The sequence below is a fragment of the Stenotrophomonas maltophilia genome (genome assembly GCF_047782825.1).
In the GTDB taxonomy this organism is placed as follows: Bacteria; Pseudomonadota; Gammaproteobacteria; order Xanthomonadales; family Xanthomonadaceae; genus Stenotrophomonas.
Genome location: NZ_CP180589.1, coordinates 1,521,729 through 1,544,025, shown reverse-complemented (window position 1 = coordinate 1,544,025; position 22,297 = coordinate 1,521,729). Strand labels below are relative to the sequence as shown.

Below are 22,297 nucleotides of genomic sequence, written 5' to 3'. Positions count from 1 at the left end.
CGGTTCCGGCCCTGGCGCGCCCTTGCGCGCACCCTCCCGCATGAACGGAAAGCTGCGCGCCGCGGCCATCGAAAGGCCTGCGAAAGGCCGCGCCCTCACTGTCTGAATCGACGCCGGCACGGTGACCTTTTTCCGACCCATTCTCCATGTTCGCTCCACAATCGAGGGGTAGCCTCCGTCGCACCTCAATCCATGATGGCGGGCAGGTGGCCAGTCGTATCCGTTCCTGTGCTGTGGTCCTGCGCCCCAGTGCGCTGCTGGTCAGCCTGCTGCTGACCGGCTGCCTGTCGGTGCCGGTGCCGGACCTTCCCGACCATACCCCGGCCACCTGGACCCAGCCGCCGGCGGGGCAGGGCGTGGCCGTTGATGCCCGGCAGTGGTGGAAGGTGCTGGCCGATCCGCGCCTGGATGCCCTGGTTGACCAGGCCATCGCCGGCAATCTGGACCTGCAGCAGGCCACCACGCGCCTGCAGGCCGTGCGCATCGTTTCGGGTACCGCTGGCGCACGCTTCCTGCCGGAAGTGTCGGCCAGCGCCAAGCAGGTGCAGGACGCCGCCGCGCGCGATACCTATTTCCATGCCGGTATCGAGGCCGTGTGGGATCTGGGTCTGTTCGGCGCTGCACAGAGTGCGCAGCTGGCGGCGCAGGCCACGTCCGGCCACGCCCAGGCGCTGCGCGATGCCGCGCAGGTGGCGGTCATCGCCGATGTAGTGCGCAGCTACCTGGAACTGACCACCGCGCAGGCCCAGGTCGATCTGTTGGCGCAGCAGCAGGCGTTGGACGCGCGTGGCCTGCAGTTGGCGCAGGTCCGCCAGCGCCTGCACCTGGATGAGCCCGGCGAGCGAGACCGCTTCCGCGCGCGCCAGGCCGCCACCGATGCCGCCGTGGCGCAGGCCCGTGAGAACGCAGGCAATGCCGCGCGTGCGCTGGCGCTGCTGCTGGGCCGCGACGCACCCGATCCCGCATGGCAGGCCTACCGCGCACCGCCACGGCTGGGCGCATTCGCGCTGCAGCAGGTGCCTGCGGACCTGCTGCGCCACCGGCCGCAGATCCTGCTGGCCGAAGCCGATGTGCTGCAGGCCGCCGCTGACAAGGGCAATGCGCGCGCCGCGATGTTCCCCAAGCTGAGCCTGGGTGGCTCGCTGCTCTACGCCTACAACCTCACCCAGAACGCACGCTCAAATTCCGATTCCAGCCCGTCCATCGGCCCGTACATCGATATCCCGCTGTTCGACTGGGGCCAGCGGCGCGCGCGCTATCAGTCCGATGACAAGCAACTGGACGCGGCCCTGCTTGGCTACCGCAAGGCGGTGCTGGAAGGCGTAAGCGAAGTGGAGGGCACGCTGGCCAGCCTGGCCCGGCAGGACAGCAGCGTGCAGTCGCTGCATGTGGCCGACGCGGCTGCGCAGGCAACGGTCACGCGGCAGGCACGGCAGGTGCAGTTGGGGCTGTCCAGCGAGTTTGATGGCCTGGACGTGCAGCGCACGGCACTGTCGGCGCAGACGGACCTGCTCGCCGCGCAGTCTGCCCGCGTGCTGGCGTTCGCATCGCTGTACCGCGCACTGGGTGGCGCGCCGCTGCCGGTTGAGCCGGAAGAGGACGCGCCATGATCGCGCTGGCGCGCAAGACGTTGGCCTACGAATGGCGGCGCTTCCTGCCGGTGGTGCTGGCCATGTGCTTCGCTGGCGTGCTGCTGATCGTGCAGGCCGCGCTGGTGCTGGGCATCTTCGGTACGGCGGCGATCTATGTGAAGGCGTCAAGCGCCGATCTCTGGGCCGGCTTCCCCGGCACCCAGAGCGTCAACTACGGCCACATGATCAGCGCGGATGTGGAAAGCCATCTGCGCATGGATCCGGAGGTGACCCGCGTCGAGCCCTACGAATGGGTCGATGGCGAATGGCGTTCCAGTGCACCGGATACCGGCAACGTATCGGTCTACCTGTCCGGCATTTCCACCCGCGCCGACGCGATGATGTTCGCGCGCATCCTGCCACCGCAGCTGCGCGAGCAGTTGCGTGAGCCGGGTGCGGTGATCGTCGACAGTGCCGACCTGGATACGCTGGGCGTGGACCTGCGCAACAACCGGGCGTGGATCAACGGCAAGGCGGTGCGCGTGGTCGCGGCACAACCCGGCCTGCGTGGGCTCGGCGGCGTGAACGTGCTGGCCTCGCTGGACACCGCACGCGCCATTGCCGGCAGCGATCCACATGAAGGCAGCACCTATTTCGTGGCGGGCCTGCGCACGCCGGAACGGGCCGGGCAGGTGCGTGACCGGCTTGCCGCGTCCATGGGGCGTGCCACGCCGGTGGAATTCTGGACAGCGCCGCAGTTCTCCAGCCGCTCCCAGCAGTATTGGCTGTTCGATACCGGGGCGGGTATCGCGGTGCTGTTCATGGCGGTCATCGTCTGCTTCGTCGGCGCGGTCATTACCAACCAGTCCTTCGCTTCGGTGGTGGCCGGGTCGGTGCGCGAATATGCCACGCTCAACGCGCTCGGCGCCGGGCGCTATGCATTGGCAAGGGTGGTGTTCGAACAGGCGGTGCTGATCGGTGGCGCCGGCATGCTGCTGGCCGCGGCGTTCAGCAGCTTGGTGCTGCTGGTCGCGCAGAGCCAGCGGGTGCCGGTGCAGCTGACCCCGATGGTGATCCTGGGCTGCGTGGCACTGGTAGCGGTGATGGCCATGCTGTCCAGCATCATGGCCGTGCGCAGCGTGGTGCGCTCGGACCCATCGTTGCTGCTGCGCTGAGGACGGATTGATGACAGACCCCACACGCACCCCGACTCTTCGCGCTGAAGCGCTGGAAAAGGGCTTCCTGTCCGGCGATGTGCACGTACCGGTACTACGCGGGCTGACCCTGGATATCCATCCGGGCGAACTCACGCTGGTGTCCGGCCCCTCAGGGTGCGGCAAGAGCACGCTGCTGTCGCTGCTGTCGGGCCTGTCCGCACCGGACGCGGGGCGCGTGCACGCGCTGGGCCTGGATGTGGGACACATGAGCCGCAGCGACGTCGAGCGTTTCCGGCTGCATCACGTTGGCTTCGTCTTCCAGGGCTTCAACCTGTTCCCGGCCTTGACCGCGCTGGAACAGGTGCAGCTGCCGCTGGGCTATCGGGGCATGCGCAACCGCGACAGCGAACTGCTGGCCCGGCAGGCGCTGGAAGAAGTGGGCCTGGCCCATCGCGCGCACATGCGCCCGGCCCAGCTGTCCGGTGGCGAGAAGCAGCGCGTGGCCGTGGCCCGCGCCTTCGCCAAGTCGCCCACGCTCATCTTCGCCGACGAACCCACCAGCGCGCTGGACGCAGAGAACGGCCAGCGCGTGATCGACATCCTGCACCGCTATGCCCGCAGCCACGGCGCAACCGTGCTGTGCGTCAGCCACGATCCCCGCCTGATCCGCCATGCCGATCGGGTGATTGCCATGGAAGACGGCCAGGTCCGCGACGACCGCCGCCAGAACGCAACCGTAGAGTCCTGCCCATGATCCGCATCACGCCCGCTGTTTCCCTGGGCCTGGCCCTGTCTGCCGCCCTGCTGCTGGGGGCGTGCTCGAAGGATCCGCCGGTGCCGGTGGCTGCCAAGGCCGGGACTGATCGCAGTTCCGGCAACGTGGCCGTCGCACGTGGCATTGTCGATGTGGAAGGTGGGCTGATCGCGCTGGCGCCGCCGGTGGATGGCGCCATCACCGCGGCCCCGGTAAAGGAAGGCGACGCCGTAAGGAAGGGGCAGACCTTGCTGTCACTTGACGGCGCGCTGCTGGCGCAGGAGGTGGCGATGGCCGATGCCGATCTGGCCTTGGCCACCGATCGCCTGAAAGGCAGCCAGGCGCAGCTGCGCGAGGTGGAGCGCAATGCCACCCGGCTGAGTGCAGGTGCCAGCGAAGGTGTAACCCCCACCCAGCAGGCCGATGCAGCGCGGCAGCAGCTCGCCGCGCTGCGTGCCGACACCGATGTGGCCAGCGCCCAGGTCGACATGGCCCAGCACAAGCTGGAACACGCCCGCCTGAAACTGCAGCAGATGTCCTTGATCGCGCCGGACGCCGGCACCGTGGTCGGTCAGGTGCCGGGCGTGGGCGCGTTCGTGCAGGCGGGCAAGCCCGCAATCTCGCTGCTGCCGGCGCGCCCATTGCAGGTTCGTGCCGAGCTGAGCGCCGCCTACGCCGACGCCGTGCAGGTGGGCATGCGGGCGGTGGTTGTCGCCGACAGTGACGGTGCCGATGAGGGGGCGCCGCTGCCCCCTGCGCGCGTGGTGCGCATCAGCCCGGTGTTCGCGCACGCACGGTTGCCCGAGGATGCCGGCCGCGGCGTGGCCAAGGTGGTGGAGTGTGTGCTGGAGTTCGATGGCGTGGCCAAGGCGCGCTTCGGCCAGCAGGTGCGGGTTGAGTTCCGGAAGTGACTACGGCGGCGCCGTTGCCGATGCACGGCGGTCATAGGCCTGCCAGAGCGTCATCACGCAGGCCACGCACAACGCCAGCAGCAAGACCACATCCAGCAACAGCAGCCACAGCAGGTGCATGCCGTACACCGGCGATTGATGCATCGCGCCCATGGCCCAGGGCACCGTCCACGCCAGCAGCACGGCGAAGGCGATCAGCAGGCGCAGCCACAGCCGCCGCCATCGCCAAGGGCGCACGATCAGGGTGGCTACTGCCAGTTCCACAGTGCACCACAACCCGAAGGTCATGACCGTGCTTGTGGGGTAGGGCAGGATGTCGCCAGGCTCGAGTCGACGCAGCATCCAGTAGTCGGGCTTCGTTCCGGCGTCAATCAACGCAGCCATTACCAGCAGCCACACTGCGGCCATCAGCAGCCAGAACAGACGCATGCCGCGCCCATGCCGGGGCAAGGGGTTTGGCGCTGCGGGTGTGTGCCTGGGGTGTGGCGTGCGCATCGGCGTCCATGCGGTGAATGCGAAGGGGACGGCCAGTATCGCCACATTCGCCGGCTGCGGGCGACCCCGATCAGGGCGTGTGAAGACTGTTGACGACGTGAAGGAATTTGGACACAATAGCGCTCCTTCGACGCAGGTCGAACGGAATCTGCGGGAATAGCTCAGTTGGTAGAGCGCAACCTTGCCAAGGTTGAGGTCGCGAGTTCGAGTCTCGTTTCCCGCTCCAGATTCTACAGGGCCCCGGTAGGGGCCTTGTTTTTCTCCCGCCCAGGCAAGGCGGGGCACGTTGGGCCACAAGGCTTTGCGCGCAGTCAGAAAGGTGAAATCGCTGGTGTGCGTTCCGGATTTCCGGTACCATGGCGGCTTATGCGGGAATAGCTCAGTTGGTAGAGCGCAACCTTGCCAAGGTTGAGGTCGCGAGTTCGAGTCTCGTTTCCCGCTCCATGTTTCGACAGGCCCCATCACGGGGTTTTGTCATGTCAGGGGCATCGTTCCTGGCCGCAGTACGTTGGCCTCATGGCAGAGTGGCTATGCACCGGATTGCAAATCCGTTTACAGCGGTTCGATTCCGCTTGAGGCCTCCAATTGAAAGCCCTGACTTCGGTCAGGGCTTTTTTCTTTGCCTGATCTTCCCCCTGCCAAACCGCATATGCGCTCGCTGCGGGCCGGCTGCTACCGTCCGCCATCTGGCTCAACGAAGGATGTTGCAGTGCGCACAGTGGCAATCCGGCAGGCGATCTACCTCCCGATCGGCGCGATGTTCGCCGTGATCGCGTTCGGCTTCACCGTGCCTGGTTACAGCTCGCTGTCCCAGCATCTCAGCGAACTGGGCCTGATGCCGGGCCTGCCGGCAAGCACGTTGACGGCCTGCATCGCGGTCAATGGCGTGGCCATCATCATCTTCAGTCTCGCCCTGCTGGGCTGGGCCCGTCGCTTCGCACTCACCGCGCTCACCTCGGTTCTGTTCGGTGTGGCCATGCTCAGCAACGGGGTGTTCACCACGGGCAGCCCGCTGCACGGCATGTATTCCATCGGTATCTTTTCCATCCTCACGCCGCTGCTGTTCCTGGTGGAACTCGGCGCCGATGCCTCCAGACGCATCGCCTGGGTGGCGCGCGTGACCTCGCTGCTGGGGATGCTCTATCTATGGTTGATGCTGTCTGGCCTGGATCCGCAGCCCTGGCGCGGACTGACCCAGCGCATCGCGCTGTTGCCCGCATTCGGCTGGTACACCTTCGCGGCGCTTGAACTGCGACGGGTGTTCGCGAACCGCTGATGCCGTGTCTGGTTACACTCAAGGCATGAACCTGATCGACAATTTCCGTGGCGCATTGCTCGGCCTGGCCTGCGGCGATGCCGTCGGCACTACGGTGGAATTCAAGCCCCGCGGCAGCTTCACCCCGCTTGCCGACATGGTCGGGGGCGGCCCCTTCAACCTGCAGCTGGGACAGTGGACCGATGACACCTCGATGGCGATGTGCCTGGCCGAAAGCCTGGTGCGCTGCGACGCCTTCGACGTGCGCGACCAGATGACCCGCTATGCCAACTGGTACCGGCACGGCTACTGGAGCGCGACCGGTGAATGCTTCGACATCGGCATGGCCACGCGCGCGGCCATCGACCAGTTCCTGCTGAGCGGGCAGCCGCTGGCCGGCAACGACGATCCGCGCAGCGCAGGCAATGGCTCGATCATGCGCCTGGCACCGGTGGTGTTGCGCTATGCGGGCACGGCGGAGCTGCCGGCAATGGCCGAGCAGAGTTCGCGCACCACCCATGCCGCCCGCGAATGCCTGGATGCCTGCCGTCTGCTGGCAGCGGCCACCGAACGCGCGCTGGCCGGGCAGCCCCGGCAGGCGGTGCTGGATCTTCGTGATATCCCGGTGCACGGCGAGCGCCTGCAGCAGATCGCGGCGGGCGGCTACCAGCAGGCGGGTCGTGAGCAGATCCGTGGCAGCGGCTATGTGGTGGACAGCCTGGAAGCGGCCTTCTGGTGCTTCCACCAGCACGACAGCTTCGAGGGCGCCGTGCTGGAAGCGGCCAACCTGGGTGACGATGCCGATACCACCGCAGCGGTGGTGGGGCAGCTGGCAGGTGCCTTCCACGGTGCGCGGGGCATCCCGGCACACTGGCTGCAGGTGCTGGCCATGCGTGGGCAGATCCAGGCACTGGCCGACGCATTGCATGAACGGAACCCCACGACGCAGGGTGTGCAGGCATTTGCCGGCGCCGGCAATCAGTCGTAGCGTAGCCGCCAGCGGGCCGTGGTGCCCTTGGACAGGAGGTCTGGCATGAAAGCGAACCTGGGTATCGGTCTGGTCCTGCTGCTGCTGGCGCCGGTCGCCTCCGCGCAGGTCTTCAAGTGCAAGGGCGCGTCCGGCGAAACCGTCTACTCGCAGGACCCCTGTGGTGGTGGCACCAAGCCGATGAAGCTGCGCTCCACCCGCGCGGCCTCGCAGACCGCGGGCGAAGCAGCCAATCGTTCGGCGGTGTACCGCACGGCTGAAATGAACGATGCCGGCATTGCCGAGCGCAACTGCCTGCAGAGCGAACAGTCGCGCATCTACGGCCCGCTGGAAGCGCGCACCCAGGTGGTCGACCTGCAGGTGGCCGAACTGGACCGCCGGCTGTCCTCCGGCAACAGCAATCTGGCCGGCGCCACGGCCGAGGCCGGCATCCGTGCGCAGATTTCCAGCCTGCAGCAATCGCTCAGCGCCGAACGCATCGCCGCCGACAGCCAGATGTCCTCCGCACGCGAGCGCTGTTCGGCCAACCGCCGTGACCGCGAAAGCCAGGTGCAGGACAAGTACTCCACGGCGACGCCGTCCACGTCCTACTGACGGGGCCGGGCGCAGGCCCTGTCACGTTGCGGCGGAGGTGGGTGTCTCCGCGCGGAAGTTGCGCGCCAGCGGTGCGCTGACAGCCAGATAGTGGCGGAACAGATAGATCAGCGGCTGCCAGCGCTGCACGTCGATGTGCTGGGTGCCTGCAATGGTGATGGCGTCGTGTGCATGCACGCACCGCACTTCGCCTTCGGCAATCACGAAGTGCGCATCGCCGGCATCACTGGGGCGGTGCGTCGCCAGCAGCGTGACTTCCACCTGCAGCGGGCATTCTGCGATGGTGGCCGGCCCGACGTGCCGCGATGCGATGGCAGTGAAGCCGCCCAGGGCGAATTTGTCGCCAACGTGCACGTAGCCCATGGCCTGCTTCGCGTCCGGCACCGGCGTGCGGCCGGTGGCGCGGGCGATGGCCTCGACCTGTGCGGCCTGGTGGCTGCCCGGAAAATTCAGCACGCACTCGCGGCGGGCCAGCAGGTTGTGGCAGCCCTGGCCCTGCGTGCCAATGCCCAGCACCACACGGTCGTCCAGTGCCCAGAACGACGACAGCGGGCTGATGTTGGTGCTGCCGTCATCGTTCAGGGTGGTCATCAGCACCACCGGTGTCCCGGGGTAAAGCACCGATGGGGTGATGCGGCGTCGTTCGGGCGTATTCGTCTGCATGTCGGGTCCAGCGCTTGCGGGGCCGCCACTGTGCCCTTGCCGGGCGCGCCGATGCTTCGGTCCAGGCCGAAGGATGATGGTCGGGCCACGTGCCAGAATGCAGGCATGGTCCAGTCCTCCGGTTCATTCGTTGCGGTCGGTACCTTGGTCGGCGACCCCGCGCGGGCAGCCATGCTGCTGGCGCTGATGGATGGCCGCGCCTACACCGCATCGGAACTGGCGCGGGTGGCCGGCGTCATGCCGCAGACGGCCAGCACGCATCTGCGGCGGCTGGTGGAAGGTGGCGTCCTGTCCGTGGTGTCGCAGGGGCGCCATCGCTACCACCAGCTGGCGACGGGGGAGGTCGCGGAGATGCTGGAAGGCATCCTGCGTTTCAGCTCCCGCGCCGCGCCAACCCTGCGCACGGCCGCACTGAGTGACCTGCGCCGCGCGCGCTCCTGCTACCGGCACATGGCCGGCGTGCATGCCGTTGCGATCACCGATCATCTGCTGGCGGCCGGCCATCTGCAGCCGGCGGCAGCGCATTGGCAGGTGACCGATTCCGGCGCGGCGTTCCTGCGCAGCCTGGGCGCACCGTTGGATGAGGCGCTGCGGCAGGCCCACACCCTGCGCCCGGAACGCTATTGCCGCGGCTGCCTGGACTGCACCGAACGCCGGCCGCATCTGGCGGGGGTGGTCGGCGAGGCGATGCTGGACAGTTTCCTGCACAACCATTGGTTGCGCCGCGTGGACGGGCGGCGCGAACTGCGCATCACGCCGCCGGGGCAACAGGCCTTCCGCAGCCTGTTCGGCATCCGGGCCTGAAGGGTGTCATCAATCTCAAACCGCCACGACATGGCAAGGGGGTATGGTCGAGGCTCAGGTCTTCGGGAGCAGCAATGGCAGGCAGGGACATGCACGACCGCACGCAGTACGCGGCAGGCCAGCGATGAGCAGATCCTCCGCGGATGTGCGCTGGCTGACGTTCCGGCTCAAGAACGGACAGTCGATCGGGCCGGATCAGTTGAAGGATGGTTGGGTGATTGCTGCCGAAACGCGGCATTGCGGCGTACGCCGCGAACGCGTGGAAGGGTCCGGCGTGGTGTACGCGCTGTACGGCCCCGCCGATCTGCCCTCACCGCGCCGCGCCGAGCTGCGCATGCGCGATTTCCTCATGCGCTCCGGCTACACCTTCACCATGGGCACGCTGGGCGGCTGACGCCACCCGGTGCTGTCACGGGCGCACGGTCAACACCTGGCCGATGCTGCCGATCGGCCCCTGCTCGTCATGCAGCACGGTGCTGGTCAGGCCGATGCCCTGCACACCGAACGACACCGACGTATCGAAGCCCAGCCACTCGCCCTGCGGCGTGCCGAACAGGTGCACGGTCAGGTCCAGGTTGGGGAAGGCGATGTCCTTCGGGTCGGCGCGCACGGCCATGCCGTTGGACAGGTCGAACAGGGTGGCCGCGCGTGCCAGCGGGCTGATGGGCTCGCCATCCAGCAGCGGCTGTTTCGCGCGTGCCCAGTAGGTCGCGCGGCCGGGGCCGTGGTCCAGCCGCCGCACCTGCACGTTCTGGATGAAACCACCGGGCCACACGCTGGCCGGGTCCCATTCGGGCATGCTTTCGGCGCTGGCGATGCGCGCTACTGGTGTCCCGGCAACCGCAGCGGTGTCGCTGGGGCGCAGCAGCCACGCACGTACCCGCAGCGCCGCGCGCCCTTGGTGCGACAGGCTGGCCTCCACCAGTTCGATGGTGCGCCCGCTGCGCAGCACCTGCACCTGCGCGTCCATCGCTTCGATGGGAATGGTGCCGAGGATGTCGTAGGACAGTCGGCCGATCAGGAAGCCGTGGCCACGTGCGGCGGCATCGCGCTCCAGGTGGTGGGCCAGCAGGCCGATGGCCGGTGCGATGTGCTGTTCGTGGGTGTTCCAGGCGCCGCTGGTGTGCGCGGTTGGCAGGTAACGGGTTTCGCTCAGACGTTCGAAGAAGGCCATCGTTTCGCAGGACAGTGGACGGAAGCGCAGGGCGCGGGTGATACGCCTTGCCCGCCCATCCTATCGCTCACGCCTGCGCGCGGCATTCACTGCGGTGCGGCGGCTTTCACTGCATCCACCACCTGCGCGGGCGTGAAGCCGCAATGGCCCTCGCCTGCCGGTGGCAGCGTGCGCAGCTGCGCGGTGGCCTTGGCGCGCGCAACCAGCTGCGGGTAGACCGTCTGCATGTGCGGCACGATGCTGGGGTCATCCTGGTTGTACTGCACCACCAGGGGGCGCCGCAGCGCGCCGGTCAGGGCCAGCTTCGTGCGCACGTATTCCTGCGCCGCAGGCGTGGCCTTTACCCGCCGCACGCCGACATTGAACGCCGCATCGTTGCCGAAGCCGCTGTACAGCTTGCCGACGTTGCCCACCGGCAGGCCGCCGGCACGCGTGGCCAGTTCGTGCAGGATCATTGCGTGCAGACTGATCGCGCCGGCCAATGCATCCGGTGCCACCTGCAGGCGCGCGGCCAGCTGTGCAGCCGCCTCCGGATCGGTTGCCAGTGCCGCGGCAATGCCCTGGTAGAGCGCCATCTGCGGCAGCGCGCCGGCCTCGGGTGAGAGCAGGCCATCGGCCGGTAATCCCTCGGCCTTGGGGAAGAAGTAATCGAAGGCGACCAGGGTGGTCAGCAGATCGTTGGCCAGCGTTTCGCCCGGCAGGTTGGCGCCGCACAGGGACACGCCGCCGCTGTAGTGCTGCGGGTGCTGCTCCAGGCTGGCCACGGTGACCGCACCGCCCATCGAGAAACCGAGCATCCAGGTGCGGCGTACCTGTTTCAGTTCGGTGGTCGCGTGCTGGCGCAGCCGTTCCATGTCGGTCACTGCATCGGCCACCGCCCAGCCCTGGCTGGAATAAGCGCTCTGGGCCACTGCATAGCCGGCATCGAGCAGGGCCTGGGTGCTGTCGGCGGCCGCCATCGGCGATGCGCGCGGCACGCCCACCGGCTCGTAGCCGTGGGCCAGCATCACCAGTTCGCCATTCCACTGCCCGGGCACGTCCAGCCGCCACGGCGCACCCTGCAGCTCACCATTGAGCGAGCGCGGCGGTGCCGAGGGTGCCGACGTTGCCGGACCGCCGCAGGCCACGCGGTGCATCGGAAAGTCCATCGCCTGCGTCGGGTTGTCCCGTGCCCCTTCAATGCGTGCGTGCAGGCGCTGGTCGTCCAGGCGGCGGTAATGGATGCGCTGTGGGAAGTCGTTGGCCGGGTTCTCGAACACTGCGCCTTCGTCGTCCACGCGGGTGGCGATGAAGTCGGTGGCATCGCGGCCGTTGGGCAAGGCGGTGAACAGCAGGCGGCCATCGTCGTCCTGGCGCAGCGACATGAACTCGAAGCCCACCGTGCGGCCATCGCGCAGGCTGCGGCTGCTGCCGAACAGGGTGCCGCCAGCCAGCGTCGACCATTGTTCACCGGCACCGGCAGGCTGGCCATCCTGTTGCCAGCACCCGGACAGCCAGGCCAGCTGTTCGATGCTGGACGGGCCGGCGGCGGTCGCGTGGGATGCGGCGAGCATCAGGGGAAGCACTGCCAGGGCCATGCGGATTGCCATCGTGGCCTCCATGCGCGGGGATGTGCGGCCTGTATAGCGCTGCATCGATGGCGCGGCCAGTGCCGCCCGGCGCGGCCCAGGATTCGATACGATGGATCGCCTGAGTCCCCCTCTGCTTGATCTGGAGTCCTGCCATGGTCGATCGTCTTGCCATTCTGCTTGAGCGCTTCGCGGTCAATGCCTCGGTCTTCCACGCCGGTGCGCTGTGCGGCATCAACAGCCTCCCGGGCGAAGACGACGCCGGTCAACTGCACCTGGTGCGGCGCGGCCCCGTGCAGGTCAGCCATGGCCAGCAGACCGTGCAGGTGGACGTGCCCAGCCTGCTGCTGTACCCGCGGCCGATGCCGCATCGCTTCAGCACCGATCCGCAACACGGTGCCGACATGGCCTGCGCCAACCTGCATTTCGAGGGCGGCCGGCTCAATCCCATCAGCGCGGCGCTGCCGGATTTCATCTGCCTGCCGCTGGCCGATCTGTACGGCGGCAGTGCTGCTCTGGACCTGCTGTTCGAAGAGGCGTTCGAACAGCGCTGCGGCCGCACTGTGATGGTCAACCGCCTGTTCGAGGTAGTGATGATCCAGGTGCTGCGGCAGTTGATGGAAGGCGGCCAGATGCGCGGCGGCCTGTTTGCCGGGCTTGGCCATCCGCGCCTGCGCTTGGCCCTGGTGGCCATGCATGAAACGCCGGCGCAGGCGTGGACACTGGCAGACCTGGCCGACGTGGCGGGCATGTCGCGAAGCGTGTTCGCTGCCAGCTTCCGCGAGGCGATGGGCACCACGCCCGGGCAGTACCTGCAGGGCTGGCGGGTCAGCCTGGCCCAGCAGGCGCTGCGCCAGGGCCGCCCGCTGAAGCGGATTGCCGACGAAGTGGGCTATGGCAGCGAAGCGGCGTTGTCGCGTGCGTTCAAGGCGCACACCGGGCATTCGCCGCGGCAGTGGCGCGAGCGTGACCGCGCCGCCGCCTGAGCATCAGCCCATGGCCAGGCGGGCCAGCTTCATGCCGCCGAACAGGCCGGCCAGGCCCAGCGCCACCGAGCCGCCGGCATACAACGCCGCCAGCCCGTGCTGGCCGCGCTGCAGCAGCAGGCCGATCTCCAGCGAGTACGTGGAAAAGGTGGTGTAGCCGCCGAGGATGCCGGTGGTCAGCAGCAGGCGCAGCTGCGGCGAGGCGCCATTGCGCAGGGCGAAGGCTTCCACCACCACGCCCATCAGCAGGGCGCCACTGATGTTGATCAGGAAGGTGGACCAGGGCCACTGGCTGCCTACCGCTACGCGCGCACCCGCCAGGTTGCAGGCATGGCGCAGGCAGGCACCGGCACCGCCACCGATGAAGACCAGGAGATAGTTGTTCAACGCTTGCATCGCTTGCCTCGAGTGCTGGTTCGCAGGATCGACGGCGTACGCGATGGCGGGCACGGCCTGCCATCGACGAACACCGGGTTCGTCATAGCAGGAGCCATCAGCCATCTCAGGCGGTTATCGGGGGAGCCCCATCCCCATCGCGGCCCATGCTACCAGCGCAAGGGGGGCGATGGGCAGGACTGGTCAGGGCAGGGCGGTAGCGACCACGCGTGCGACCTTGCTGCGGCTGATGCCTTCGCGCAGCAGATCGTTGGCCATCAGCCCCAGCGATGCCTGGCGGCGGAAGCCGACATCCAGACCGCGCCGGTCGAGGATGTTGGCGACCAGTTCGTAGGCCGTTTCCCAGACATCCAGGTACGCCTCGCTGGGCATGTACATGTACGTTGCCGCACGCTCGCCCACGGCGCCGTCCACCGGGCCGAACAGCAGTTCACGCGCGTCCATCTTCACCGCGTCGGCGATCCGGAACAGCTGCTCTGCTTTCACGTGCTTGGCTTTGACGTTGTCGTTGAGCCAGTTGCTGACGGTGGCGGTGGTGCTGTCGGCGGCGCGGGCCAGATCGGCTGGGCGTGGGTGCCCGGCTTCCTTCATGGCGGCGGCGAGTCGTTGTCCAAGAGTATTCATCTATGCAAGCCAGCTTAACGCGTGGATTCAGAAGAATCCTTGCCGCAAGAATAAGTCTGATGATGAAAGAGATCGAAAATGGACGAATTCTGGTGCAAGCGTCAGGTGCGCGCGCGGCTGGGCTTCCAGACCGACGCCGAGCTTGCAAAGTTCTTCGGAATCAGCCGATCCGCTGTCTCGCAATGGCCTCGCGGCATCCCGATCCCGCCACTGCGGCGCTACATGCTGCAGCAGCGCTATCCACGTCTGTTTCCGGTGGATAAGGATTTTCCGGAAGAAACCATCTGATTGACGACAGTATTTGTCGCACTCAGCGCTCTTACTGGATTTTGTTAAGTGCGCTTATCGCGATAGTCGATTTCAATTGAAACAGAACCGGTTCGCGCGCCGTGCGCCGTGATCTACGGCAGGGGTGTCGGCATCGGCTCGGCCGGGACGGCCGACGCATCCGGGCCAGGATCATGAACGATTAATAATTTCAATCACAAAAGTCGCACGCTGTAATTGACCTGTCGTGAAAACTGTGAGTAATTGGCATCAACCGGCCGTGAAGGCCGGGAGTCTTTCAGTAGCACGCAAGTGAATCGGTCGACCGTCAACGATGCAGGACAAGTCCAACGGAGGTCGTATGGAATACGGCATGCATGGCTTGGCTGAACGGGTACGCCGCGAACTGGAAGCCAGCTATCACAAACACGGAAGCCAGCTGAGCTGGGTGGTCACCGCAGCGGCGCGCGCGGGGAGGGCGTGCGCCAGCGCCCGCGCGATGCCGTCGAAGGCGCGGGTCCACAACGTCTGCGGGCAGGCATGGCCGCACCAGACCCGGCCGGCCAGGTGGGTCAGCAGGGCCAGTGCCACGCCCAGCACCGCCAGCAGGCTTAGCAGCACGCCCACGTCGTCGGGCCACAGTGTCCAGCCGAACAGGTCGAAGCGGCGGGCGCGCAGATCGAACAGCAACGCCTGGCGACCGTCCCAGCGCAGCCACGGCGAGGCGTAGAACGACAGCAGCAAGGCTGCCGTGAGCGCGCCGCGCCAGCGCCACGGGCGGGGCAGGGGGGGCGTGGCAGTACTCATCCCAGCGGCAGCTCGTCGTCGTCGCCGTCGCTCATCGGCCGCTGCAGGTACCAGGTCACCGCACTGGACAGCGCGGTGACCGCCCAGAACATGAAGAAGCCCGCGGTGTAACCCAGCTCGCGGCTGATCGTGCTGCCGGGGAAGCTGATCGCCTGCAGCCGCAGCGGGTCGACGAAGGCGAAGAAGACCACGCTGGCCAGGCCGGCGGCGACGAAGCTGGGCCACAGGATCGCGCCCCATTGCTGGATCAGCCGCTGGCGGCGGCCGGAAGACGGTGTGTTCATGCGGTTCCGGATCGAAGAAGAGGCGGCGCGTATACTTCGCCGTGGCCGGCGCAGCATCCGCAGGGCATGCGTCCTGCAAGCGCGCCAGCCTAGGCGCGCGCGAGCGCACCGACATTGATCTGGATCAACAGCGGCACCTGCCGCCTGCGGCACACTGCCGATTCGCCCTGGGTACACCGATGAACGCACCATCCCCAACCGAAATTCCTGTCGCTTCGCTCGAGCTGTGCAGCGAGGAGGAGGTCACCCGGCTGGTCCACGACTTCTACGCGCGGGTGCGCCAGGAGGAGCGGCTGGGGCCGGTGTTCGAAGGGCACGTGCATGACTGGCCGGAGCATCTGGCGCAGCTGGTCGACTTCTGGTCGGCGATGCTGCGGGGCACGCGCCGTTTCAGTGGCTCGCCCATGTCCAAGCACATGGCCATCGCCCTGGACAAGGACCTGTTCGACCGCTGGCTGGTGCTGTTCCACATCACCACCGCCGAATGCGGCAACCCGCCCATGCAGGCGCTGGCCGACGACGTGGCCAAACGCATCGCCGACACCTTCTGGCGCCGTTACCAGATGCTGCGCTGGCCGCAGGTGAACGTGCCGGTACTGGGCATTCGCGGCCAGGATTGATCTGGGTCAAGGCGGGGCCGGCGGGGCGGCGCGATGCTGGCGCCATGGACACGTTCTCTCCCGCCGCCGCCGGCCTGGCCTGGACCTTCGATCCCGATCTGCTGCGTCGCCACGACCGGCCGGGACCGCGCTACACCTCCTACCCGACCGCGCCGCACTTCCACGATGGCTTCGACGCGCCGGCCCTGCGCCAGGCGATCGCCGACAGCAACCAGAGCGCACGCGCGCTGTCGCTGTACGTGCACGTGCCGTTCTGCTCCAGCCCGTGCTTCTACTGTGGCTGCAACCGGGTGATCACCCGCGACCGCGGCCGTGGCCACAGCTATGTGGCGCGCGTGCTGGCCGAGGCCGATCTGCTGGCACCGCAGTTCGAGGATGGGCGCGAGGTGATCCAGCTGCATCTGGGCGGGGGAACGCCGAATTTCCTCGATGCCGAGGCGATGACCGCGTTGGTGGAAGGGCTGCGCCGCCGCTTCGATTTCAGTGACGCATCGCAACGCGATTTTTCCATTGAACTGGATCCACGCTTCATCGACACCGGCGATGTGGCCATGCTGGCCCGGCTGGGCTTCAACCGCGCCAGCCTGGGGGTGCAGGACTTCGATCCGCACGTGCAGGAATCGATCAACCGCGTGCAGGGCGTACGGCAGACGCTGGATATCCTGCGTGCCTGCCGCGACAGCGGCATGCGCTCGGTCAACGTCGACCTGATCTATGGCCTGCCGGGGCAGAACCTGGAAGGCTTCGGCCGCACCCTGGAGCTGGTGCTGGCGCTTCGCCCGGACCGCCTGGCGGTCTATGGCTACGCGCACCTGCCGCACCTGTTCCGCGCGCAGCGGCAGATCGATGAAAGCCGGCTGCCGTCACCGGAAGACAAGCTGGCCCTGCTGGGCCTGGCGGTGGAGCGGCTGTCGGCGGCCGGCTACCAGTACATCGGCATGGACCACTTCGCGCTGCCCGAGGAAGACCTTTCGCGCGCCCAGCGCGCCGGCCAGCTGCACCGCAATTTCATGGGCTACACCACGCACGCCGACACCGATCTGCTGGGCCTGGGCGTCAGTGCCATCAGCCATATCGGGGCCACCTACAGCCAGAACCCGCGTGACCTGCCGTCGTGGGAAGCGGCGGTGGACCAGGGCCAGCTGCCGGTCTGGCGCGGGGTCGCGCTCAGTACCGACGACCAGCTGCGGGCCGAACTGATCCAGCAGCTGATGTGCCAGGGCGAAGTGGATGGCGCCACCCTGGGCCAGCGCCACGGCGTGGACTTCGAGGCCTACTTCGCCCAGGACCTGCAGGCCGTGCAGCGGCTGCAGCAGGACGGCCTGGCCGAATACCGCGATGGCGTTGTGCGTGCCAGCGAACCCGGGCGGCCGCTGCTGCGCCTGCTGGCGATGTGCTTTGATCCCTACCTGCGTGCCGCCCACGAGCAGCCGCGCTACTCGCGGGCGATCTGAGCGCGTTCGTCAGCGCTTGCCGAAGCCGCGTTCCGGGTGCCGGGCGGCCATGCCACCGCTGGCGGTGGTGCGCCAGCGGCCGCTCAGGTCGCGCACGCTGGTTGAATAGGAGCCGTCGCTGTACTCGGTGCGCCAGCGGCCACTCAGGTCACGCGTACTGGTTGCGCGCGCGCCGTTGCTGTACTGGGTGATGATGCGGCCGCTCAGGTCGGTGGTGGTGTCCGAATAGCTGCCGTCACTGTAGGTGGTGCGCTTGCGCCCACTGAGATCGGTGGTGGTGACCGAGCGGCTGCCATCGCTGTGTTCGGCGATCAGGCGCTTGGACTGGTCGCGCTTGATGCGGGTGGATGAGCCATCGCTGTTGCGGATGTCCACGCTGCCATCGTTGTTGCGCCGGCTGTCCGAATACGACTGCGCCAGTGCCGGCACGGTGGCCAGCGCCAGCAGCGCCGCCAGGGTGGCCCGCGATGCGATCAGGGTCTGCTTCATTGCCGTGTCCTCACTCGTCCATGGGAAGTGCTGCCTACCACGGCGGCAGCATCCGGCAGGCCCGGACCGGCTGTCCAGTGGCGGGCCCGATGGTCGTTCAGGACAGGTTGCCGGTGTCAGGGTGACCCGGTGTCGGTGTTCTGTCCTGCCGGGTCGCCGCGCAGCGGGCCAAACTGGCGGGCGACGTTGTCCGGGCTGCTGGCCGTGCGCCACAGCGTCGGCCAATTGCCTGGATCGCCGCCGTTGCAGTCGGGCTGCAGTTGCACGGTCTCGATCTGGAACGCGTGGCCATCCCAGCGCCAGCTGGCGGCATGGCCACAATCGCCGATGCCGCGATGGAACGTGGTTTCCGTCAGCCGCTGGCTGTTCGTGTCGAAGCGGGCCCAGCCCAGCCGGTCCAGCACGAATGCCTCGGCACCATCCTCGATGGGCGGTACTCCGGCAACGGGGAACTGCAGCGCCCGGGCGTCAGCGGTGCGGCCATCGCCCACCACGAAGGCCACCACGTTGGCGTTGTACATGCCGGCCTGGCAGCCGATGAAGACCAGCTCGTTGTCAGCGTCGAGCGCGAAGGCCTGATCGAACGGGCGGGCCAGACTGTCATCGTCGGCGTCGCACTGGCGCTGCTGCAGGACGGCCGCCTGCTGGTGGCGGATGCCGGCGATGTACGAAGTGATCTGCACGGGCGACAGCGTGCGCGTGCTGGCCGCTGCGACCTGCAGCAGTGGCAATGGGCCGCGCGGATGTGCGCTGGCGGCTGCACGGCCGGGCAGCAGTGCATCGACGCTGCCGGTGCGGCCCTGCGCCTGATCGAAGGCGGTGAGCACGGCGGACAGCCCGGCAAGGGAGATGGCCTGGCTGTCCTGGCCGTACTGCAGCACGCGGGCATCGTGCAGGCTGTGCAGGCGTGCGCGTACCTGTGCCAGCCCGGTCCAGCGCAGCAGATGGGGCTCGGGCGACTGCGCACTGTCGCTGAAGGCAGGCGACGCGCCGTCAACCTTCCAGCGTGGCTGGATCACACCGGGCGCGAACAGTTCCAGGGTAGGTGGGCTGCCGATGCCGGCATCGCGCAGGATGCGGATCTGCCCGGCGTAGCCGACGGCACGCCCGATGGCAACGCAGTCGTTGCGGTTGTCGCAGTTCAGCTGCCAGTCGCCGTATCCCTGCTGCAGCGGGGCGGCCGCACTGGCGGTCATGGCGAGGGTCGCCGGCAAGAGGGCCAGTACGGAGCGGAGGCCTTGCATGGTGGTCATTCCTTGACAGGATGGTGCCCGGAGCCGGAATCGAACCGGCATGGGGTTGCCCCCGGCGGATTTTAAGTCCGATGCGTCTACCAGTTTCGCCATCCGGGCCTGCAGCGCGGGCAGATTGTAGCGGAATCATCGCCATCGCCGCCGGCTAACGCCGCCTTTACGCGGCGGCGCGCGCTGCTGGGTACAGTCCGCCAACTCTCCCGGGAATGGCGACATGCACGGACGTGGCAGGCAGTGGATGCGGTCGATGGCCCTGATGGCGCTGCTTCCGGCGTTCGGCCCGGTGGCCGCGCAGCCGGCGTCGCCGCCCTCGGCACCGGTGGTGGACATGGCCACGGTGCAGGTCTCCGGCGAACAGCCCGGTCCCGGCCTGTGGAAGGTGACCGGGCCGCAGGGCCACGTGCTGTGGATCCTGGGTACGGTCTCGCCCCTGCCGGCGCGCGTGGACTGGCGTTCGGACGAGGTCGAGCGCACCATCGCCGGCGTGGACCACGTGCTGGGTGATCCGGGCTTCGGGTTGGACGCGAAGATCGGCTTCTTCAAGGGCCTCACCCTGCTGCCGCTGGCGATGAAGACCGCGCGCGATCCGCAGGGGCGCACGCTGGACCAGACGCTGCCGGCACCGACCTATACGCGCTGGCTGGCGCTGAAGAAGACCTACCTGGGCAATGATCGCGGCGTGGAAAAAGACCGCCCGCTGGTGGCGTCCGGGCGCCTGTACCAGGCCTTCCTGAAGGAAAACGGCCTGCGCGAGAACAAGCCGGTGAAGGAAGCGCTCAAGCGTGCCTACAAGGCGCGTGGCCTGGAACCGGAAGACGTGCAGGTCAAGCTGAAAGTGGACGATCTGCGCGGCACCCTGAAGGAACTGCAGGCGACCGAGGTCGATGATCGCGCCTGCTTCGAACGCACGCTGGATGCGGTGGAATTCCAGGCGCCGGTGCTGCGCGAACGCGCCAATGCCTGGGCGCTGGGTGACATCGCCGCACTGCGGCGGCTGTCGACGTCGAGCATGGCGCAGACCTGCCGGGAAATGTTCGAGGACTCGGACTTCGTGCGCCGCCGCGGCTGGAACAACCTGCCACAGCAGGTGCGCGCGCGCTGGCTGCAGGGCGCCGATGCCGCCCTGTCCAGGCATGCCGGCACCTTCGCCACGGTGCCGGTCAGCCTGTTGCTGGGCGAGGGCTATCTGGATGCATTGGCGCAGCGCGGTTACCAGATCGAAGCGCCGCCGGAATAGCCAACGCTTGAAGTCCCCGCGCTTCCTGTCATATTTGCCTGTACAGGGGAGGGGAGCGATGGATATGGCGTTGCATGCGTTTGCCTATGTCAGCACGGCCAGCGAGGGACTGGAGGTGCCCGACCTCGATGCGCTGCTGGCCGACGCGACGACGTTCAACCGCATGGCAGGCGTGACCGGCGTGCTGATGTTCGATGGCAGCCGTTTCCTGCAGTACATCGAGGGCCCGCGCGATGGCGTGGCATCGGTGCATGCGCGCATCCTCAATGCACGCCGCCACGGCAGCATCACCGAACTGGCCGCAGGCGATCTGCAGACGCGCTGGTTCCCGCGCTGGACCATGGCCAACCGCATGATCGAACCGGGCGCGCTGGCCAGCATCGTGGCCGCGCCCTGGCATGGCTTCGGCGACGACCCGCAGTGGCCCGGCCATGGCTTCGCACTGCTGCTGCGCGCCTGGACCGGTGGCCATGGGGAGCTTGAACCGGCAGCGGTCAGCCTCGGCTCCTGACCCGGGCGTGACCTGCCGCCGCCGGGGCGGTTAACCTTGTCGGCATGTTTGCCTGCAATCGGATGCCCGGATGACCGCGTGGACCCCGTCGATGCCTGCGGCGCGTCGCCCCTGCAGGCGCGGCCCATGAGTGCGCCCATCGCTGCCGCCACGCGGCCGCTGCCGGCGGTGCTGGGGCTGGGCTATGTAGGCCTGCCGCTGGCGGTGGCCTTCGGGCGGCACCTGCCGACGTTGGGCTTCGACATCGACGCAGCGCGCATCGCCGAACTGGACGGCGGCCAGGACCACACCCTGGAAATGGAGCCGGAGGAACTGTCCACCGCGACACAGCTGCGCTACAGCAGCGACCCTGCGCTGCTCGATGCCTGCAACGTCTACATCGTGACCGTGCCTACGCCGATCGATGCCTACGAACAGCCCGACCTGGAACCGCTGCGCTCGGCCACCCGGCGCGTGGCCAGCCACCTGCGTGCCGGCGATCTGGTCATCTACGAATCCACGGTATACCCCGGCACCACCGAAGAGGTCTGCGTGCCGCTGCTGGAGCAGGGCTCGGGGCTGCGCTTCAACGAGGATTTCTACTGCGGCTACAGCCCGGAACGGGTCAGCCCCGGTGACCGCCAGCGGCGCCTGGCCGACATCCGCAAGATCACCTCCGGTTCAACGCCGGCCGTGGCTGCGGTGGTCGATGGCCTGTACCAGCGCATCATCGCCGCCGGTACCTTCCCGGCGCCATCCATGCGCGTGGCCGAAGCGGCCAAGGTGGTGGAGAACATCCAGCGCGACGTCAACATCGCCTTGGTCAACGAGCTGGCGCTGATCTTCGACCGGCTCGGCATCGATACCCAGGACGTGCTCGATGCCGCCGGCAGCAAGTGGAACTTCCTGCCGTTCCGGCCGGGCCTGGTCGGTGGCCACTGCATCGGCGTGGATCCGTACTACCTGCTGCACAAATCCGAGAGCGTGGGCTACCACCCGGACCTGATCCACACCGCGCGGCAGGTCAACAACCGTGTCGGCGAACATGTCGCCGCGCGGGTACTGGCGATGCTGGCCGAGCGCGGGCGGGCCCCGGCGCTGTCGCGCATCCTGGTGCTGGGGGTGACGTTCAAGGAAGACTGCCCGGACCTGCGCAACAGCCGCGCGCTGGAACTTGCGCAGCGGCTGCAGGCCAGCGGCGCGCAGGTACAGGTGAGTGACCCCTGGGTGGGGCCGGCCGCGCTGGCCGATGCCGGTGTGCAGTGGGTAGCCGAACCGCTGGCAGGGCAGTACGACGCGGTGGTGCTGGCCGTGGCCCATGCCAGCTTCAGGGCGCTGGGCGAGGCGCAGATCCGTGGCCTGCTGGCCCCGGGGGGGCTGGTCTACGACGTGAAGTCCGCCTGGCCGCGCGGCGTGGTTGACGACCGGTTGTAGACCGCTGCGCGGTAAACTCGGG

At 67.9% G+C, this 22,297-nt stretch carries 25 protein-coding genes, 4 tRNA genes, 2 pseudogenes and 1 riboswitch; of the genes and pseudogenes, 19 read left to right on the top strand and 12 right to left on the bottom strand.

The window, feature by feature from the left end:
• Nucleotides 1–146 precede the first annotated feature (146 nt).
• From ACM2ZB_RS07155 to ACM2ZB_RS07140, 4 genes are read left to right on the top strand one after another with little or no spacing between them, the layout of a single operon-like run.
• Complete coding sequence (locus tag ACM2ZB_RS07155; RefSeq protein ID WP_416057975.1) at nt 147–1,610, top strand: efflux transporter outer membrane subunit; 1,464 nt, start codon at nt 147–149, stop codon at nt 1,608–1,610.
• Complete coding sequence (locus ACM2ZB_RS07150) at nt 1,607–2,746, top strand: ABC transporter permease (RefSeq protein WP_416057974.1); 1,140 nt, start codon at nt 1,607–1,609, stop codon at nt 2,744–2,746. Before ACM2ZB_RS07155 ends, ACM2ZB_RS07150 begins: the two co-directional genes overlap by 4 nt.
• A 10-nt stretch (nt 2,747–2,756) precedes the next feature.
• The gene (locus tag ACM2ZB_RS07145) at nt 2,757–3,482 is read left to right on the top strand and encodes an ABC transporter ATP-binding protein (RefSeq protein WP_416057973.1); all 726 of its coding nucleotides are present in this window, start codon (nt 2,757–2,759) and stop codon (nt 3,480–3,482) included.
• Nucleotides 3,479–4,393, top strand: a complete 915-nt coding sequence (locus tag ACM2ZB_RS07140; protein WP_416057972.1) for an HlyD family secretion protein — start codon at nt 3,479–3,481, stop codon at nt 4,391–4,393. Before ACM2ZB_RS07145 ends, ACM2ZB_RS07140 begins: the two co-directional genes overlap by 4 nt.
• On the opposite strand, the gene ACM2ZB_RS07135 is transcribed toward ACM2ZB_RS07140, so the two are convergent.
• On the bottom strand, nt 4,394–4,822 hold the full coding sequence (locus ACM2ZB_RS07135) for a hypothetical protein (protein WP_416057971.1): 429 nt from the start codon (nt 4,820–4,822) through the stop codon (nt 4,394–4,396).
• Between the two features lie 216 nt (nt 4,823–5,038).
• Between ACM2ZB_RS07135 and ACM2ZB_RS07130 the strand changes: the two genes are divergently transcribed.
• The 6 genes from ACM2ZB_RS07130 to ACM2ZB_RS07105 all read left to right on the top strand — a co-directional run bounded on the left by ACM2ZB_RS07130 (nt 5,039) and on the right by ACM2ZB_RS07105 (nt 7,725).
• Nucleotides 5,039–5,114: transfer RNA gene (locus ACM2ZB_RS07130), tRNA-Gly, on the top strand.
• A gap of 142 nt (nt 5,115–5,256) precedes the next feature.
• Nucleotides 5,257–5,332, top strand: a tRNA-Gly gene (locus tag ACM2ZB_RS07125).
• A gap of 66 nt (nt 5,333–5,398) precedes the next feature.
• Nucleotides 5,399–5,472: transfer RNA gene (locus ACM2ZB_RS07120), tRNA-Cys, on the top strand.
• Nucleotides 5,473–5,537: 65 nt separating this feature from the next.
• The gene (locus ACM2ZB_RS07115; RefSeq protein ID WP_416057970.1) at nt 5,538–6,164 is read left to right on the top strand and encodes a DUF998 domain-containing protein; all 627 of its coding nucleotides are present in this window, start codon (nt 5,538–5,540) and stop codon (nt 6,162–6,164) included.
• Nucleotides 6,165–6,189: 25 nt separating this feature from the next.
• A complete protein-coding gene (locus tag ACM2ZB_RS07110) occupies nt 6,190–7,131 on the top strand; it encodes an ADP-ribosylglycohydrolase family protein (RefSeq protein ID WP_416057969.1) in 942 nt (313 codons plus the stop codon).
• A 45-nt stretch (nt 7,132–7,176) separates the two neighbouring features.
• Nucleotides 7,177–7,725, top strand: coding sequence for a DUF4124 domain-containing protein (locus ACM2ZB_RS07105; protein ID WP_416057968.1), 549 nt, complete (start codon nt 7,177–7,179; stop codon nt 7,723–7,725).
• Between the two features lie 21 nt (nt 7,726–7,746).
• On the opposite strand, the gene ACM2ZB_RS07100 is transcribed toward ACM2ZB_RS07105, so the two are convergent.
• Nucleotides 7,747–8,388: a flavin reductase family protein gene (locus tag ACM2ZB_RS07100; protein WP_416057967.1), complete on the bottom strand. Its 642-nt coding sequence runs from the start codon at nt 8,386–8,388 to the stop codon at nt 7,747–7,749.
• A 105-nt stretch (nt 8,389–8,493) separates the two neighbouring features.
• On the opposite strand from ACM2ZB_RS07100, the gene ACM2ZB_RS07095 reads away from it, so the two are divergent.
• Entirely contained in the window at nt 8,494–9,192 is a 699-nt protein-coding gene (locus ACM2ZB_RS07095) for an ArsR/SmtB family transcription factor (RefSeq protein ID WP_416057966.1), read from the top strand.
• 124 nt (nt 9,193–9,316) lie between these two features.
• Entirely contained in the window at nt 9,317–9,586 is a 270-nt protein-coding gene (locus tag ACM2ZB_RS07090; RefSeq protein ID WP_313441858.1) for a hypothetical protein, read from the top strand.
• 15 nt (nt 9,587–9,601) lie between these two features.
• Here ACM2ZB_RS07090 and ACM2ZB_RS07085 read toward each other — a convergent pair whose 3' ends face one another.
• From ACM2ZB_RS07085 to ACM2ZB_RS07075, 3 genes and pseudogenes are all read right to left on the bottom strand, one after another.
• Nucleotides 9,602–10,366 (bottom strand): thioesterase family protein, encoded by a 765-nt coding sequence (locus ACM2ZB_RS07085; protein ID WP_416057965.1) that lies wholly within the window; start codon nt 10,364–10,366, stop codon nt 9,602–9,604.
• Nucleotides 10,367–10,452: 86 nt separating this feature from the next.
• Nucleotides 10,453–11,502 (bottom strand): alpha/beta hydrolase family protein, encoded by a 1,050-nt coding sequence (locus ACM2ZB_RS07080; RefSeq protein WP_416058521.1) that lies wholly within the window; start codon nt 11,500–11,502, stop codon nt 10,453–10,455.
• 51 nt (nt 11,503–11,553) lie between these two features.
• Nucleotides 11,554–11,919 (bottom strand): annotated as a pseudogene (locus tag ACM2ZB_RS07075) (DUF6265 family protein); the annotation flags it as partial.
• Nucleotides 11,920–12,089: 170 nt separating this feature from the next.
• On the opposite strand from ACM2ZB_RS07075, the gene ACM2ZB_RS07070 reads away from it, so the two are divergent.
• Complete coding sequence (locus ACM2ZB_RS07070; protein ID WP_416057964.1) at nt 12,090–12,920, top strand: cupin domain-containing protein; 831 nt, start codon at nt 12,090–12,092, stop codon at nt 12,918–12,920.
• 3 nt (nt 12,921–12,923) lie between these two features.
• On the opposite strand, the gene crcB is transcribed toward ACM2ZB_RS07070, so the two are convergent.
• Nucleotides 12,924–13,316: a fluoride efflux transporter CrcB gene (crcB, locus tag ACM2ZB_RS07065; RefSeq protein ID WP_416057963.1), complete on the bottom strand. Its 393-nt coding sequence runs from the start codon at nt 13,314–13,316 to the stop codon at nt 12,924–12,926.
• Between the two features lie 81 nt (nt 13,317–13,397).
• A riboswitch (Fluoride riboswitch) is annotated at nt 13,398–13,461 on the bottom strand.
• Between the two features lie 38 nt (nt 13,462–13,499).
• Nucleotides 13,500–13,940 (bottom strand): helix-turn-helix domain-containing protein, encoded by a 441-nt coding sequence (locus tag ACM2ZB_RS07060; RefSeq protein ID WP_416057962.1) that lies wholly within the window; start codon nt 13,938–13,940, stop codon nt 13,500–13,502.
• A gap of 78 nt (nt 13,941–14,018) precedes the next feature.
• On the opposite strand from ACM2ZB_RS07060, the gene ACM2ZB_RS07055 reads away from it, so the two are divergent.
• Nucleotides 14,019–14,228, top strand: a complete 210-nt coding sequence (locus ACM2ZB_RS07055; RefSeq protein ID WP_313441867.1) for a hypothetical protein — start codon at nt 14,019–14,021, stop codon at nt 14,226–14,228.
• Between the two features lie 414 nt (nt 14,229–14,642).
• On the opposite strand, the pseudogene ACM2ZB_RS07050 reads toward ACM2ZB_RS07055, so the two are convergent.
• Both ACM2ZB_RS07050 and ACM2ZB_RS07045 read right to left on the bottom strand, forming a co-directional pair.
• Nucleotides 14,643–15,014 (bottom strand): annotated as a pseudogene (locus ACM2ZB_RS07050) (4Fe-4S binding protein); the annotation flags it as partial.
• Nucleotides 15,011–15,298, bottom strand: coding sequence for a hypothetical protein (locus ACM2ZB_RS07045; protein ID WP_313441871.1), 288 nt, complete (start codon nt 15,296–15,298; stop codon nt 15,011–15,013). The pseudogene ACM2ZB_RS07050 and the gene ACM2ZB_RS07045, both read right to left, overlap by 4 nt.
• A 179-nt stretch (nt 15,299–15,477) precedes the next feature.
• On the opposite strand from ACM2ZB_RS07045, the gene ACM2ZB_RS07040 reads away from it, so the two are divergent.
• Nucleotides 15,478–15,918: a group III truncated hemoglobin gene (locus tag ACM2ZB_RS07040; protein WP_313441873.1), complete on the top strand. Its 441-nt coding sequence runs from the start codon at nt 15,478–15,480 to the stop codon at nt 15,916–15,918.
• A gap of 44 nt (nt 15,919–15,962) precedes the next feature.
• The gene (hemN, locus tag ACM2ZB_RS07035; protein WP_416057961.1) at nt 15,963–17,372 is read left to right on the top strand and encodes an oxygen-independent coproporphyrinogen III oxidase; all 1,410 of its coding nucleotides are present in this window, start codon (nt 15,963–15,965) and stop codon (nt 17,370–17,372) included.
• Between the two features lie 9 nt (nt 17,373–17,381).
• Here hemN and ACM2ZB_RS07030 read toward each other — a convergent pair whose 3' ends face one another.
• The 3 genes from ACM2ZB_RS07030 to ACM2ZB_RS07020 all read right to left on the bottom strand — a co-directional run bounded on the left by ACM2ZB_RS07030 (nt 17,382) and on the right by ACM2ZB_RS07020 (nt 19,213).
• Entirely contained in the window at nt 17,382–17,861 is a 480-nt protein-coding gene (locus ACM2ZB_RS07030; RefSeq protein WP_416057960.1) for a hypothetical protein, read from the bottom strand.
• Nucleotides 17,862–17,977: 116 nt separating this feature from the next.
• Nucleotides 17,978–19,105, bottom strand: coding sequence for a DUF1176 domain-containing protein (locus tag ACM2ZB_RS07025; protein WP_416057959.1), 1,128 nt, complete (start codon nt 19,103–19,105; stop codon nt 17,978–17,980).
• Nucleotides 19,106–19,126: 21 nt separating this feature from the next.
• Nucleotides 19,127–19,213 (bottom strand) — tRNA-Leu (locus tag ACM2ZB_RS07020).
• Nucleotides 19,214–19,361: 148 nt separating this feature from the next.
• Between ACM2ZB_RS07020 and ACM2ZB_RS07015 the strand changes: the two genes are divergently transcribed.
• The 3 genes from ACM2ZB_RS07015 (at nt 19,362) to ACM2ZB_RS07005 (ending at nt 22,275) form a co-directional block, all read left to right on the top strand.
• Nucleotides 19,362–20,351, top strand: coding sequence for a TraB/GumN family protein (locus tag ACM2ZB_RS07015; protein ID WP_416057958.1), 990 nt, complete (start codon nt 19,362–19,364; stop codon nt 20,349–20,351).
• Nucleotides 20,352–20,409: 58 nt separating this feature from the next.
• Nucleotides 20,410–20,862 carry a BLUF domain-containing protein gene (locus ACM2ZB_RS07010; RefSeq protein WP_416057957.1) on the top strand — a complete coding sequence of 151 codons (453 nt, stop codon included), beginning with the start codon at nt 20,410–20,412 and terminating at the stop codon, nt 20,860–20,862.
• A gap of 126 nt (nt 20,863–20,988) precedes the next feature.
• Nucleotides 20,989–22,275: a nucleotide sugar dehydrogenase gene (locus tag ACM2ZB_RS07005; RefSeq protein WP_416057956.1), complete on the top strand. Its 1,287-nt coding sequence runs from the start codon at nt 20,989–20,991 to the stop codon at nt 22,273–22,275.
• Nucleotides 22,276–22,297: the final 22 nt, after the last annotated feature.